The sequence below is a fragment of the Roseateles sp. PN1 genome (assembly GCF_038419725.1).
GTDB lineage: Bacteria > Pseudomonadota > Gammaproteobacteria > Burkholderiales > Burkholderiaceae_C > Paucibacter_A.
In genome coordinates this window covers 1-14,090 of the sequence record NZ_JBCARA010000006.1, presented here as the reverse complement: position 1 = coordinate 14,090, position 14,090 = coordinate 1, and the positions used below count along the sequence as shown (strand labels likewise).

General features: G+C 66.4%; 11 protein-coding genes and 1 riboswitch. Of the genes, 8 read left to right on the top strand and 3 right to left on the bottom strand.

The genetic code is table 11. The features are described from left to right. The first annotated feature begins 58 nt into the window (after window positions 1-58). Genes AABB87_RS10980 through AABB87_RS10970 form a run of 3 tightly spaced genes read left to right on the top strand, consistent with a single transcriptional unit; the run spans window position 59 to window position 4,745 of the window. Window positions 59-1,246, top strand: a complete 1,188-nt coding sequence (locus tag AABB87_RS10980; RefSeq protein ID WP_341971282.1) for an efflux RND transporter periplasmic adaptor subunit — start codon at window positions 59-61, stop codon at window positions 1,244-1,246. Then, on the top strand, window positions 1,243-4,539 hold the full coding sequence (locus AABB87_RS10975; RefSeq protein ID WP_341971281.1) for an efflux RND transporter permease subunit: 3,297 nt from the start codon (window positions 1,243-1,245) through the stop codon (window positions 4,537-4,539). The genes AABB87_RS10980 and AABB87_RS10975 overlap by 4 nt, the downstream gene beginning before the upstream one ends. Continuing rightward, window positions 4,536-4,745, top strand: coding sequence for a YgaP family membrane protein (locus AABB87_RS10970; protein ID WP_058720907.1), 210 nt, complete (start codon window positions 4,536-4,538; stop codon window positions 4,743-4,745). The genes AABB87_RS10975 and AABB87_RS10970 overlap by 4 nt, the downstream gene beginning before the upstream one ends. 136 nt (window positions 4,746-4,881) lie before the next feature. On the opposite strand, the gene AABB87_RS10965 is transcribed toward AABB87_RS10970, so the two are convergent. Continuing rightward, window positions 4,882-5,745 (bottom strand): pirin family protein, encoded by an 864-nt coding sequence (locus AABB87_RS10965; protein ID WP_341971280.1) that lies wholly within the window; start codon window positions 5,743-5,745, stop codon window positions 4,882-4,884. A gap of 96 nt (window positions 5,746-5,841) precedes the next feature. After that, window positions 5,842-5,968: riboswitch (TPP riboswitch) on the top strand. 123 nt (window positions 5,969-6,091) lie between these two features. Here AABB87_RS10965 and thiC point away from each other — a divergent pair. The 5 genes from thiC to AABB87_RS10940 are packed head-to-tail and all read left to right on the top strand — an operon-like array spanning window position 6,092 to window position 11,862. After that, window positions 6,092-7,996, top strand: a complete 1,905-nt coding sequence (thiC, locus tag AABB87_RS10960) for a phosphomethylpyrimidine synthase ThiC (protein WP_341971279.1) — start codon at window positions 6,092-6,094, stop codon at window positions 7,994-7,996. Between the two features lie 5 nt (window positions 7,997-8,001). After that, entirely contained in the window at window positions 8,002-9,051 is a 1,050-nt protein-coding gene (locus AABB87_RS10955) for an FAD-dependent oxidoreductase (RefSeq protein ID WP_341971278.1), read from the top strand. Next, window positions 9,048-9,260, top strand: a complete 213-nt coding sequence (gene thiS, locus AABB87_RS10950; protein WP_341971277.1) for a sulfur carrier protein ThiS — start codon at window positions 9,048-9,050, stop codon at window positions 9,258-9,260. The genes AABB87_RS10955 and thiS overlap by 4 nt, the downstream gene beginning before the upstream one ends. Before the next feature lie 11 nt (window positions 9,261-9,271). Further along, window positions 9,272-10,078, top strand: coding sequence for a thiazole synthase (locus tag AABB87_RS10945; RefSeq protein WP_341971499.1), 807 nt, complete (start codon window positions 9,272-9,274; stop codon window positions 10,076-10,078). Beyond that, complete coding sequence (locus AABB87_RS10940; RefSeq protein WP_341971276.1) at window positions 10,075-11,862, top strand: bifunctional hydroxymethylpyrimidine kinase/phosphomethylpyrimidine kinase; 1,788 nt, start codon at window positions 10,075-10,077, stop codon at window positions 11,860-11,862. Before AABB87_RS10945 ends, AABB87_RS10940 begins: the two co-directional genes overlap by 4 nt. Here AABB87_RS10940 and AABB87_RS10935 read toward each other — a convergent pair. Beyond that, the gene (locus AABB87_RS10935) at window positions 11,812-12,570 is read right to left on the bottom strand and encodes a TonB family protein (protein ID WP_341971275.1); all 759 of its coding nucleotides are present in this window, start codon (window positions 12,568-12,570) and stop codon (window positions 11,812-11,814) included. The two genes, AABB87_RS10940 and AABB87_RS10935, sit on opposite strands and share 51 nt — an antisense overlap. Window positions 12,571-13,019: 449 nt before the next feature. Next, window positions 13,020-14,090, bottom strand: a 1,071-nt coding sequence (locus AABB87_RS10930) for a YDG domain-containing protein (RefSeq protein ID WP_341971274.1), incomplete at its 5' end; no start/stop codon positions are given.

Genomic DNA, 14,090 nt, shown 5'->3' with positions numbered 1-14,090 from the left:
TACGCAAATACGCATAGAATTTAACTGAAGCAGCCCATGCACCGAGGACTCCCACCCCATGACCAAGACTTCACCCCACTTGCCGGAACTGTTGGCGCACTTGCCAAGGTCGGCCGCTTCGGCGACCAAGGTAGCCATTGCCGCCATGGTCGCTATTGCCGGGATTGGGTTTGCCGCCCCCTCGTGGGCTCAGCAAGCCCCTGCAAAGGCCGGATCCACGGCCAGCCCCGCCCCGCTGAGCAGCCTGCTGCTGCGGGCCGGTGGCAATGGCGATGTGCGTTTCGGCCGCAGCTTTGATGGTGTGGTGGAAGCGCAGCGGCAAACGGTGATTGCCTCGCAAGTCGCCGGCGCCATCGTGCAGATCGAGGTCAAACCCGGCGACCGGGTCAGCCAGGGTCAGATCCTGCTGCGCATCGACGCCCGTGCTGCCAATGAGGCGGCCTTGGCCAGCGAGGCCCAGGCGCAAGCCGCGCACGCCACCTTGCAGCTGGCCACGCGTGATTTCGAACGCCAGCAGCAGCTCTTCAAACAACGCTACATCAGCCAAGCCGCCCTGGACCAAGCCGAGAGCCAGTTCAAAGCCACCCAGGCCCAGGTGAACGCGCAACTGGCGCAAGCCAGCGGCGCGCGCACGCAAAGCAGCTTGCATGTGGTGCGCAGCCCCTATGCGGGCGTGGTGTCCGAGGTGCCAGTGGCCTTGGGCGATATGGCCATGCCCGGCCGCGCGCTGCTGACCGTCTATGACCCCAAGGCCTTGCGCGTGACGGCCAATGTGCCGCAAAGCGTGGTGAGCAGCTGGGGCCCCAAGCCGCAGCTGAGCCTGGAGCTGGCCGGCCAACAAGGCATCACACCGGCGCGGATTCAGGTCTTGCCGGTGGTGGACGCCGCCACCCACTCGGTGCAGCTGCGCCTGGACTTGGCCGATGCCAATCTGGCCGCGGCGACGCCGGGCATGTTCGCCCGCCTGTGGTTGAGCGAGGCCGCCGGTGGAGCACCTGCTACAGACAACACAGGCAAGGCGACGGGCGCCGCGCCCACACCCATCATGTTGCCGCGCTCGGCCGTGGTGCGCCGGGCCGAGTTGAACGCCGCCTATGTCTTGGACGCGCAAGGCCGGCCCTTGCTGCGCCAGTTGCGGCTAGGCCGCGTGCAGGGCGAGATGGTGGAGGTCCTGAGCGGCCTGAACCTCGGTGAGCGCGTCGCCACCGACCCGGCAGCCGCCGCCCGCTGGAAGGCACAACCATGAGCGCGCCAAATCGATTGGGTGCCAGCGGACGCATTGCGGACTTTTTCCAGTCCGCCCAGATCACCCCGCTGCTGGCCTTGGTGGCCTTGCTGCTGGGCATCTTTGCGGTGCTGGTAACGCCACGCGAAGAAGAGCCGCAAATCAACGTCACCATGGCCAATGTGCTGGTGCCCTTCCCTGGCGCCAGCGTGGGCGATGTGGAGCAGATGATCGCCACGCCCGCCGAGCAAGTGCTGTCACAGATGGCCGGGGTCGAACATGTGATGTCGGTATCCAAGCCCGGCCTGGCCCTGCTGACGGTGCAGTTCAAGGTCGGCGTGCCGCGCACCGAGGCCCTGGTGCGCCTCTACGACACGGTCAACTCGAATGCCGACTGGCTGCCCAGCGGCCTGGGCGCTCTGCCACCCATCATCAAGCCCAAGGGCATTGATGATGTGCCTATCCTTAGCCTCACGCTGTTCAGCAAAGGCAACTCAGAGAAGACCGGCACAGCCGACGCCAACAACGAAACCGGCGCCTTCGAGCTTGAGCGCGTCGCGCGCGGCCTGGAAGCCGAACTCAAGCGCGTGCCCGGCACCCGCGAGGTCAAAACCATCGGCGGCCCAGGGCGCGGCGTAAACATCGAGCTTGACGCCGCACGGCTGGCCAGCGCCGGCCTGACGGTGGCCGATCTGCGCCAGGCTTTGCAATCCGCGAACGCCGGCGCGCCCCTGGGCGAGGTCTTGCGCGGCAACAAAAGCATCGCGCTGGAGGCCGGCGCCTTCATCGCCAATGCGGCTGATTTGGAAGAGCTGGTGGTCGGCGTGCGCGCCGGCAAGCCGGTTTATCTGCGCGATGTGGCCGAGCTGCGCGATGGCGCCCTGCCCGCGACGCGCTATGTCTGGCATGCCGAGGGCGGCCAGAGCTACCCGGCCGTCACCCTGGCCATCACCAAGAAGGCGGGCGAAAACGCCATCGACGTGACCCGCGCCCTGACGGCCCGCGTGGCCGATCTGCGCAACACCTTGATCCCCGCCGATGTGCAAGTGGCCGAGACGCGCAACTACGGCGCCAGCGCCGATGACAAGGCCAAGAAGCTGATCCAGAAGCTGCTCTTCGCCACCGCCTCGGTGGTGGCCCTGGTCTTCATCGCCCTGGGCCGGCGCGAGGCCGCCATCGTCGGCACCGCCGTGATGCTGACGCTGACCGTGACCTTGTTCGCCAGCTGGGCCTGGGGCTTCACGCTCAACCGGGTGTCGCTGTTTGCGCTGATCTTCTCGATCGGCATCTTGGTGGATGACGCCATCGTGGTGGTGGAGAACATTCACCGCCACCAGCAACTCTTCCCCGGCCGCAGCCTGAAGGACATCATCCCCGGCGCGGTTGACGAAGTGGGCGGCCCCACCATCTTGGCCACGCTCACCGTCATCGCCGCACTCCTGCCCATGGCTTTTGTGTCGGGCTTGATGGGGCCGTATATGAGCCCCATCCCCATCAACGCGAGCATGGGCATGCTGTTGTCGCTGGCGATTGCTTTCACCGTCACGCCCTGGCTGGCGCGAATCTGGATGAAGGCCTCTCCTGCCACCGATGCCAGCCACGACACAGGTGCCAGTTCTGCTGGCGAAGCGCCACATGCCCCTCAAGCACATGGCCTGGCCGCCAAGCTGGCGCCCCTGTTCGAGCGCATCTTCACCCCGCTGCTGGACGCCAAGCGCGGCGGGCGCAACCGTGGCCTGCTGGGCCTGGGCATTGCGGCACTGATTGCCCTTTCGCTGGCCTTGCCCGCAGCGGGCTGGGTGGTGCTGAAGATGCTGCCCTTTGACAACAAGTCGGAGCTGCAAGTGGTGGTGGACCTGCCCGTCGGCACGCCGCTGGAACAAACCGCCGCCGTGCTGCGCGAGTTGGGCGCTTACCTCGACGGTGTGCCCGAAGTACGCCACTACCAAGCCTATGCCGGCAGCGCTTCGCCGATCAACTTCAACGGCCTGGTGCGCCAGTACGACCTGCGCAGCGAGCCCCAACAAGGCGATATCCAGGTCAATCTGGTGGATCAGAAACACCGCAAGGAGCAAAGCCACGCCATCGCCCTGCGCCTGCGGCCGGAGCTGCAAAAAATCGGCCAGCGCTTTGCCGCCAACGTGAAGTTGGTGGAAGTGCCGCCGGGCCCGCCGGTGATGTCGCCCATCGTGGCGGAGATTTACGGTCCCGAGGCCGCCGGCCGCAACGCCGTGGCCGCCCAGGTGCGCGCCGTCTTCGAGGCCAGCGCCGGCCTGGTGGATGTGGACGACAGCCGCATCGCCAGCGCCCCGCGCCAGCTGCTGCTGATCGACCGCAGCAAGGCCGCCCTGCTCGGTGTGCCGCAAAGCTTGATCGTTAGCACCTTGCGCGCAGGCTTTGCCGGTGAGCCCGTCACCTATCTGCACGACCAAAGCCGCAGCCCGGTGCCCGCGGTGCTGCAACTGCCGCCCTCTACACAAGGCGATATCAACAGCTTGCTGGCCTTGACGGTGCGCAGCCAAAGCGGCGCCAGCGTGGCGATCCGCGAGCTGGTGACGCTGTCGGACACGGTGCGCGAGCAGCCGCTTTTCCACAAGGATGGCCTGCCGGTGAACTATGTGATGGCCGATATGGCTGACGCCAAGACCGGGCTGGACAGCCCCCTCTACGGCCTGTTCAAAATGCGCGGCGAGATCCAAAAAATCAGCACGCCGGGTGGTGGCACTTTGCAAGAGTTCTTCATCAAGCAGCCCACCGACGCCCTGCGCGACTACAGCCTCAAATGGGACGGCGAATGGCAGATCACCTATGAGACCTTCCGCGATATGGGCCTGGCCTATGGCGTTGGGCTGATCCTGATCTATCTGCTGGTGGTGGCCCAGTTCGGCTCCTATCTGACGCCGCTGATCATCATGGCGCCGATTCCGCTGACCATCATCGGCGTGATGCCCGGCCACGCCCTGCTGCACGCGCAGTACACGGCCACCAGCATGATCGGCATGATCGCGCTGGCCGGCATCATCGTGCGCAACTCGATTCTGCTGGTGGACTTCATCCAGCTGCAATTGCGCGAAGGCATGGCGCTGGAGCGCGCCATCATCAGCGCCGCCACCGCGCGCGCCCAGCCCATCATCCTGACCGGCCTGGCGGCCATGATGGGCGCCTTCTTCATCCTCGACGACCCGATCTTCAACGGCCTGGCGATCTCGCTGATCTTCGGCATCGCCATCTCGACGCTGCTGACTTTGGTCGTTATTCCCCTGCTCTACTTTGTGGCCTACCGCCACGCCCATCCAAAGGAAATTCAATCATGACCACCTGGCAACTTGTGCGCGTCATCGCCGGCACATTCATCCTGGCTTCGCTGGCCTTGGGCCTGCCCGGCAGCCCCGTCTTTCACTCCCAATACTGGCTGGGCTTCACCGCCTTTGTGGGCATCAACTTGCTGCAGAGCGGTTTGACGAAATGGTGCTTGATGGAGTCCATCCTGGCCAAGCTGGGCCTGCGGCGCGGCAACTGAGTCCAGCAAACAAAACCCTTCTGGCGTCGTTGCCCTGGCTTGCCGTACCAGCAAGGTACTGTCTACGCCAGGGCGCCTAGCCAGAACCGCTTCGCTGGGCTTTGTTTGCCGGACTCAGGGCCGCAGCCAACGAGACTCAGGCCAGGCGGCCTTCCTGAAAGTCACGCACGGCCTGCTTGAGTTCCGTCTGCGTATTCATCACAAAGGGGCCGTACTGCGCGATCGCCTCGCCCAGTGGGCGGCCCGCGATCAGCAAGGCCCGGGCGCCGGCGGGGCCGGCGCTGAAGGCAACGCGCTCTGCCCCCGGCGTATTGGCCAACAAAGCCATGCGCTCGGCCGGCACCGGCGCGCTGTCGGCATCAAAACTCAGCTCGCCTTCGTAGACGTAGACAAAGGCGTTGAAGGCCTCGGGCAGGCTTTGCTCGAAGCTGGCGCCGGCTTGCAGATGCAGGTCCAGATACAGCGGCTCGGTCGTGTCGCGCTGCATGGCGCCGGCCTGGCCATGGCTGGTCCCAGCGATCACACGCAGCAGGCCACCGGGGATGGTCACTTCGGGAATCTCCGCCGACGGAATGTCCCGGTACCAAGGCGGGCACATCTTGTCTTTGCCGGCGAGGTTGAGCCAGAGCTGAAAGCCCGCCATGCGCCCGGCCGTCTGCTCCGGCATTTCGGAATGGATCACGCCGCGCCCGGCCGTCATCCACTGCACGCCGCCGTCGCCCAGCAAGCCCTCATTCCCTGCCGAATCGCGATGCCGCATGCGGCCCTGCAACATATAGGTGATGGTCTCAAAGCCGCGATGCGGGTGGCTGGGAAAGCCGGCGATGTAGTCACCCGGCTGATCGGAGCCGAAGGCATCCAGCATCAAAAAAGGATCGAGCCGGCGCTGCAAATCCTGGGTCAGGACACGGGTGAGCTTGACGCCCGCGCCATCGCTGGTGGCTTGGCCGGTGATGATGCGCTCGACGCGGCGGGCGGGGCTTGATACAGGCTGTGACATGGAATCGCGGGCAATGGTTTGAACTTGTCGGCGACCTTAGCAGCTTTCGCCCCGGCGCTCATGGTTCAAGGATTTGCGCCTTGGGCCCTATACTCGCGCTTCGCTCCGGGGAGCCCTGCTGCGCCAGACTTGTTCTTGCGCCGGGCTGAGACATGGTGGAAGCCATGGACCCGCTGAACTTGATCCGGTTAATACCGGCGTAAGAAGAGCCTGCTCATGTCCCCACTCGCCCACCTGGTATTGCGCCAGCGCGCCGGCTTTGAGCAAGACCTGACCCTACGCCCGTATTCCACCGGCCCAGGGTTTGGCACTCCGGAGATTTCTCTCAACCGGAGCCCGCCAGCGCATGAACACCGTCACCACCCCTAAGCTCAGCGAAGCCGCTACAAGCGCCATCGATTTCGAAGCCCGGCTGCTGCAAAGCCGCAGCCCTCTGCCGGCCTCCAGCAAACAGTATTTGAGCGGCCAGATCCACCCGGAACTGCGCGTGCCGCAGCGCGCCATCAGCCTGACAAACGGCGAAGTGGTGAGCGTGTACGACGCCTCCGGCCCCTACACCGACCCGGCCGCTGCGATTGATGTGCACCACGGCCTGCCCACCCCGCGCGCCGCCTGGTTGGCAGCGCGCGGCGACAGCGAGGTCTACCCGGGCCGTGAGATCAAGCTGATTGACGACGGCCTGCGCGACCAAGCCCAGCAACAGCGTCTGCACGAGCTCAGCGCCGGCCTGCGCCGCCAGCCGCGCCGCGCCAAGGCGGGAGCCAATGTGACGCAGATGCATTACGCCCGCCGCGGCATCATCACGCCCGAGATGGAGTTTGTGGCCATCCGCGAGAACCAACGCCACGAGTGGATGCGCGAATACGAGCAAGATGCCGAACGCGAAGCGCGCCTGGCCGGCAACCCCTTCGGCGCCAGCATTCCCAAGATCATCACGCCCGAGTTTGTGCGTGATGAGGTGGCGCGCGGCCGCGCCATCATCCCCGCCAATATCAATCACACCGAGCTGGAGCCGATGGCGATCGGTCGCAACTTCCTGGTCAAGGTGAACGCCAATATCGGCAACTCAGCCGTCACCTCCAGCATCGAAGAAGAGGTCGAAAAGCTGGTGTGGAGCACCCGCTGGGGCGCGGACACGGTGATGGACCTGAGCACCGGCCGCAATATCCACACCACCCGCGACTGGATCGTGCGCAACAGCCCGGTGCCCATCGGCACGGTGCCGATTTATCAGGCGCTGGAGAAGGTCGGCGGCGTGGCCGAAGACCTCACCTGGGCCATCTTCCGCGACACCTTGATCGAGCAGGCCGAACAAGGCGTGGACTACTTCACCATCCATGCCGGCGTTTTGCTGCGTTATGTACCGATGACGGTGAAGCGCCGCACCGGCATCGTCTCGCGCGGCGGCTCCATCCTGGCCAAGTGGTGCATCGCGCATCACCAGGAGAACTTCCTCTACACCCACTTCGAAGACATCTGCGAGATCATGAAGGCCTACGACGTCAGCTTCTCGCTGGGCGACGGCCTGCGGCCCGGCAGCCTGTCGGACGCCAATGACGAAGCCCAGTTCGCCGAACTGCGCACCCTGGGTGAGCTGACCAAGCTGGCCTGGAAGCACGATGTGCAAACCATGATCGAAGGCCCCGGCCATGTGCCCATGCACATGGTGCAGGTCAATATGACCGAGCAGCTCAAGCACTGCGACGAAGCGCCCTTCTACACCCTGGGCCCGCTGACGACCGACATCGCCCCTGGCTACGACCACATCACCAGCGGCATTGGTGCCGCCATGATCGGCTGGTTCGGCTGCGCCATGCTCTGCTACGTCACGCCCAAGGAACACCTGGGCCTGCCGGACCGCGATGACGTCAAGCAAGGCTTGATGGCCTACAAAATTGCCGCCCATGCCGCCGACATCGCCAAGGGCCACCCCGGCGCAAGGGCGCGTGACGATGCCTTGTCCAAGGCGCGTTTCGAGTTCCGCTGGGAAGACCAATTCAACCTCGGCCTGGACCCGGACACCGCGCGCGCCTTTCACGACGAAACCTTGCCCAAGGACAGCTCGAAAGTGGCGCATTTCTGCTCCATGTGCGGCCCGAAGTTTTGCTCGATGAAGATCACGCAAGACGTGCGCGACTACTCGGCGCAGTTGCAGGCGGACCAGCAACTGGCCGAGCAGGGCATGCAAGCCAAGAGCGCCGAGTTCAAGGCGCAGGGCAGCGAGATCTACATCCCGATCCAGAAGGCTTGAGACCGATGGCACGCATTGCCATTGCCGGCGCGGGCCTGGCCGGGCGGCTCTTCGCTTTCGCGCTGAGCCGCGCCGGCCACGCGGTGCAAGTGTTCGAAGCCGGCCCCGGCCCCGCGCCCAGCTTCGACGGCCAGGGTGCAGCCGCCTTCACCGCAGCCGGCATGCTGAGCCCGTTGGCCGAGATGGAGAAGGCCGAGCCCGAGGTGGCCGAACTGGGATTTGCCTCGCTGCGGCTATGGCCGCAAATCGTCGCCAGCCTCCGCCTGCCGGTGCAGCTGCATTGCCAGGGCAGCCTGCTGCTGGCGCACCGGCAAGACCTGGGCAGCGCCCAGCGCATCTTGGCCCGCTTGCCTGACGCGCCAGCGCCCTTGTCGGCCGGCGCGCTGCGTGAGCTGGAACCGGCCTTGCTGCCCAGCGGCTTGCTGGCCTGGCTGCTGCCGGGCGAAGGCCTGATCAATCCTGTGCAGGCCATGGCAGCGCTGCACGCAGGCGCAGAAGGCGCGCAATGGCATTGGCAGCAGCCCGTCGCCAGCGTGGAAGCCGGCGGCTTGCTGCTGGCGGACGGCAAGCGGGTGGCGGCGGACTGGGCCATTGACACACGCGGCCTGGGCGCGCGCTCCGCCGAGCTGCCCCTGCGCGGCGTGCGAGGCGAGGTGCTGCAGCTGCGCTTGACCAGCCACGGCTTGCGCCGCCCGGTGCGCCTGCTGCACCCGCGCCACCGGGTCTACCTGGTGCCGCGCAGCGAGAGCGAGCTGATGCTGGGCGCCAGCGAGATTGAAAGCGAAGACCGCAGCGAGGTCAGCTTGCAAAGCGCGGTGGAGCTGATGGCCGCCGCCCACAGCGTGATGCCAGCTTTGAGCGAGGCCCGCATCACCCGGCTGGACCGCAATCTGCGCCCCGCCCTGCCCGACAACAAAGCCCTGGCCCACTGCGCGCCCGGCCTGATCCGCCTGAACGGCCTCTACCGTCACGGCTGGCTGCTCGCACCGGCCCTGGCGCAGCAATTGCTGAACCAAGCCGGCCTGGCCACACTTGAACACGAGCCTCACCCATGAGCACCCACATCCAGATTTTTCTTGACGACCAAGCCCTGTCCCTGCCCGCGCCGCTGAGCCTGGCCGATTTGCTGCAGGCACAGCAGCGCGCGCCGGAAAGCGTGGCCACGGCCCTGAACGGCATGTTTGTGGCCCGCGAAGCCCGCGCACAGACGCAGCTGGCCCATGGCGATGCCGTGCTGCTGTTCAAAGCCATTGTGGGCGGTTGAAGGCCATGATGATGTCCACCCCCGACGCCCTCTGCATCGACGGCAAAACCCTCCATAGCCGCCTCTTCCTCGGCAGCGCCGGCTACCCCAGCCCACAGACGCTGGTGGAAGCCATTCAGGCCGCCGAGTGTCAGGTCTTGACCCTGGGCCTCAAGCGCACCTTGCAAGCGGGTGACAACGGCTTTGTCGCCATGGCCATGCAAGCCGCCCAGGCCCAGGGCGCGCACCTGCTGCCCAATACCGCCGGCTGCCGCACGGCACGCGAAGCGGTGCAACTGGCGCAGATGGCGCGCGAGCTCTACGGCACCCACTGGATCAAGCTGGAAGTGGTGGGTGACGAGCACACCTTGCAGCCCGACCCTTTCGAGCTGCTCAGCGCCGCCACCGACTTGGTCAAAGACGGCTTCACCGTCTTCCCCTACTGCACGGAAGACTTGATCCTGTGCCGGCGCCTGCTGGAAGACGCCGGCTGCGCCGTGCTGATGCCCTGGGGCGCGCCAATTGGATCGGGCCAGGGGCTGCTGCATCTGCAAGCCCTCAAGACCCTGCGCGAGCGCCTGCCGCAGGCCACGCTGATCATCGACGCGGGGCTCGGTGCGCCCTCGCAAGCTGCGCAGGCGCTGGAGCTGGGCTTTGACGCCGTGCTGCTGAATTCCGCCGTGGCACAGGCGCGCGCGCCGGTGGCCATGGCCGTTGCTTTTCGCGACGCCGTGCGGGCCGGGCGCCAAGCCTATCTGGCCGGACTGATGGCGCCGCAAAACTTCGCCACGCCATCCACCCCGGTCAGCGGCCACGCATTTTTATTGGGGCAGCCATGAGCAGCGCCTGGCCTCAACCCTGCTTGCCGTCCGCTTATGCGCCGGATCAGCAAGACCTGACCCCATCACACTCGGCCCCGCCCATCGTCTGGAGCATCGCCGGCACCGACAGTGGTGGCGGCGCCGGCCTGGCCGCCGATCTGCGCGCCGCAGCGGCCATGGGCGTGCACCTCTGCCCGGTGGTGGCGGCGGTGACGGCGCAGAACTCGCTGGGCGTGCAAGCCGTTCATGCCCTGCCAGCCGAGCACATCGACACCCAGCTGGCAGCCCTGTCCCAGGACATGCGGCCCCGCGTCATCAAGTGCGGGCTGCTGGCCAGCGTGGCAGCGGTAGCGGCAGTCGCGCGCTGCGTCGACGCTTTGCGCAGCGATGTCAGCCGGGGCCCGGTCGCCCTGGTGGTGGACCCGGTGCTTGGCGCCACGGCCGGCGGCGTGGCCTTTGCCGATGCGGCACTGATCGAAGCCTATCGCCAGCTGCTGCTGCCCCGCGCCACCCTGATCACGCCGAACCGCCGCGAGGCACAAAGGCTGGCGGCTGGCAGCGATCAAGCATCGGCACCGGAGCTGGCCGAGGCCTTGCGAGCGCTGGGTGCAGAGGCGGTTTGCATCACCGGCGGCGACGATCTCGCACTGGGCGCTGCCGAGCCAGCTGATCCCGCCAGCTCAGCTGGCTCCATCAACGGTCTGGCATTGGACTGGCTAGATGCCAGCCTGGGCAGCACCCCGGTCAACGGCTGGTTGGCGCTGCCGCGCCTGCCGTCCACACATCACCATGGCAGTGGCTGCACCTTCGCCACCGCTGCCGCCGCCGCTTTGGCGCACGGCTTCCCGCTGCCCGACGCCGCGTTGCTGGCCAAGATGCTCACTTGGACCGCCGTACGCGACGGCCATGCCGCCGGCCAGGGCGCCGGGCCGGTGCGCGCCAGCGCCAGCTTCATCGAAGACCCGAGCTGCATGCCGGTGATGGGTTTTGCGGATGAGCGGGAACTGGACGCCGCCACGCTGGCACGCTGGCGCCGCGTGTTGGCAGAAGCTCACAACGAGCCTGCGGCCGAACTGGGGCTCTATGCCATCACCGACGGTCCTGACAAGGCGGCCGCCCTGCTCGCCCTGGGCCTGCCTCAGGTGCAACTGCGCATCAAGGCCGGCGCCGCTAGGGCGCATCTGCAGGCCGACATTGCGGTCGCCACGCAGGCTGCGGCCGACGCCAGCCAAGGGCAGCTCTGGGTCAACGACCACTGGCAGCTGGCCCTGGCCGCTGGGGCCCAAGCCCTGCACCTGGGTCAGGAAGACTGGGCCGGCTTGAGCGCCGCGCAGCGTGAACCGATTGTCAGCGGCAAGGTGAAGTTAGGCATTTCCAGCCATAGCCTGTGGGAATTGGCCCGCGCTCGCGGTCTGAACCCGACTTACATCGCCTGCGGCCCGGTCTTTGCGACCACAACCAAGGACATGCCTTGGCGCCCGCAGGCCATGACTAATCTGCGCTGGTGGGTGCGCATGGCCGGCCGGCCGGTGGTGGCGATTGGCGGGCTGCTGACACCCGCGCAAGTAGCGGATTGCGCCGCTCAAGGCGCAGCAGCGGCCTGCTTGGTGAGGGCCGCAGATGCGGCGCTGGCCGAGCCGGATCCTGCGCAAGCCTTACGTCCCTTCGAGCAGGCCTGGCGCGAGGGCCGGCTGCGGTGGACGCAAGATCAAAGCCCGGCTTTACGGGGCTTAGCGCCCGGACTGTTTGCCTTACTCCGGTGCCCCGAAGCCCACTTCGACCCGACCTTCACGAGGCCGTGAGATGGGCTGAAAGCGCCATTTCGAGATCGCATCAATGGCCAGTTGGGTCGCACGGCTATTGGTGGAGCGCAAGGCCTTGGCCTGCTGCACGCTGCCATCGGCCTGCACCATAAAGCTCACCAGCACCGAGCCACCCGCAAAGTCTTTCAAATAGCGGCGCGGCACCTCGGGCTCGACACGGTGGATCAGGGTCAGCTGCGGCTCTTCCTCCACCACCGGTGGCGCAGCTGGCTTGGGCACGGCCGGGGCGGCCAAGGCCAGCACGGCGGCGTCCTTGCGTTCAGCGGCTGGCGCAGGTTCGGCAGCAGCGATGGCGGTTGCTGCAGGTGACGTCGCGTTGGTGGCAGCGGCGGCGGCGGCTGCTGCTGCAGTTGCGGCGGCTGCCACGGCGGCTTCGGTATTGGACGAGCGGCCGGCTGCGACGGGCGCGGCCGCATTATTTGTGTTGGCGGCGGGCGCCTTGGCGACGCTGGGTTTGGCTGGGGCGGCAGCCGGCGCGGCCGCGTTCTGCTTTTTGTTGGCGGCCTCGCCTTGGAGGCGGATCCAGGTAAACACCCGATCGGCCTGCTTTTGCGCACGCTCCTCGGCCGCTTGAGTGGCGTCCTGCTTGGCATCCGATTTGGCATCTGCGGCGCTGCCAGAGCTGGTCTGCGCCAGCACCTGCGGCATCAAACCGGCCAGCGCGACCAAAGCAATACAACTCGGCAAGCACCGAATCTTGCGGACTACAAGACGCATATTCAAAAACTCCCCCTCAACTCATCAAGCACACCATGAACCGCCCTAAGCCGACGTCAGACCTGATCTTGCTGAACACATGCCAGCGCAAAGGCTGCCATCTTGCCGTCAGTTGACTGTCTGCTCGTGCCGCGCAATTCCCCTGGGCGCAGGCGTGGGGCAGTGTAGGGAGGTCTCGCCCATCTCCACTGCCGGGGTTTGCCCTAGGATTTGGCCGCTTTGCCAAATAGCTAACGCAAATGAACGGTAGCGGGCACTAAAAGCGGCCGCCGGATGGGGTCAGGTCTTGCGACGGCTGACTCAAAGCCTCAGAAAAATGGGCCCGGCCGCCCTCGCCTGCTCAAGCAAGCAGGCAAATGCAGCCGGGCCCTTAGCCACTGATTCCAAGTCAGCGCCTTTGGCGGCGCTCGCTCCTCAGATCATTTTTTAGCGTCAAAGCGCAGCACGATGCTGCGCACCTGATCCACCGAAACGCCGGCCTTGCGCTTGATCGCGCTCAGGCTGTGGGCGCTGAGCACCTCATGGCCCAGTTGCGCGGCTTGCGGCGGCAAGGCTGCACGCAAAGTGCCGTTGGAGAAGAACTCCAGCGACATGCCGGCCATTTCGCCACCACCCAGATCCAGCATGGTCTCGGCACGCGCGCTGACGTCCAAGCCCTCATGCTTGGGCAACTCGGCCTGGGTCAAGCTGTGCTGCTGGAGGCTCAAGCTATCGCCCTGATCCTGCACAAGGTAGTGACCCAGATGATCCAGGCCGCCGCTCGCGCCGGAGTCGCGGAACAAGGGCAAGAGGTTCTGCACCGGCTCCGTGGGGGCATTGCCCGCCATGCTCAGGCTGATATGCCCGCCGTTTCGCAGCATGTGCAGGCCACCCTCGGTGGCGGGCGTCCGGCCGCTGCGATCAGCGCTCGCCGGGCCGGCCGCATCACCGCCGGAACCTACCCCTTCGGCCAGCGCCAGCAAGGTGGGCACCGGGCCAGTCGCCGGCAAAGCGCCGGCCAAGACGCTAGATCCAGCGCCGCTGGCAGCACCATTCGAACCATTTGCACCGTTTGCGCCGCCAGAGCCGTTCGATCCACTGCCACCCGTAGCACCCGCACCGCCCGTCGCATTGCCGCCCTGCGGCTTCACCAACAGCCCGGCCGTTTGGCCTTGCACGTCCAGGCTCAGGATGCGAGCCACCGTCTCAACCTGGCCGTGCGCCAGCTGGTAATTGCCGGCGTCAGTGCCGTCCAGGTTCAGCTTGACCACCACGAGCTTGCCATCAGCGGCCAACAAGTCTTGGAACTGCCCGGAGGCCAGGGCGCGGACACTGTCACCCGCCACCACGCCGATCAAACTCGGTGCCTCCAGCTGCGCGTCACGCGAGCCATCGAAGTACTTGTCCTTCACCACCAGCGGCGCGGTCTGCAAGGTCTTGGGCGTGATGTCGCCCTTGGCCTGCACTTGCGCGCCGGCCAGCTGATAGTTGCCGGCGTCGGCACCGGCCAA

Excerpts from the sequence above, each read along its gene's own strand:
- AABB87_RS10955 (WP_341971278.1), top strand. The coding sequence starts at position 8,002 with ATGGCACGCATTGCCATTGCCGGCGCGGGCCTGGCCGGGCGGCTCTTC.
- thiC (WP_341971279.1), top strand. The coding sequence starts at position 6,092 with ATGAACACCGTCACCACCCCTAAGCTCAGCGAAGCCGCTACAAGCGCC.
- AABB87_RS10970 (WP_058720907.1), top strand. The coding sequence starts at position 4,536 with ATGACCACCTGGCAACTTGTGCGCGTCATCGCCGGCACATTCATCCTG.
- AABB87_RS10980 (WP_341971282.1), top strand. The coding sequence starts at position 59 with ATGACCAAGACTTCACCCCACTTGCCGGAACTGTTGGCGCACTTGCCA.
- AABB87_RS10940 (WP_341971276.1), top strand. The coding sequence starts at position 10,075 with ATGAGCAGCGCCTGGCCTCAACCCTGCTTGCCGTCCGCTTATGCGCCG.
- AABB87_RS10965 (WP_341971280.1), bottom strand. The coding sequence starts at position 5,745 with ATGTCACAGCCTGTATCAAGCCCCGCCCGCCGCGTCGAGCGCATCATC.
- AABB87_RS10975 (WP_341971281.1), top strand. The coding sequence starts at position 1,243 with ATGAGCGCGCCAAATCGATTGGGTGCCAGCGGACGCATTGCGGACTTT.
- AABB87_RS10945 (WP_341971499.1), top strand. The coding sequence starts at position 9,272 with ATGTCCACCCCCGACGCCCTCTGCATCGACGGCAAAACCCTCCATAGC.
- thiS (WP_341971277.1), top strand. The coding sequence starts at position 9,048 with ATGAGCACCCACATCCAGATTTTTCTTGACGACCAAGCCCTGTCCCTG.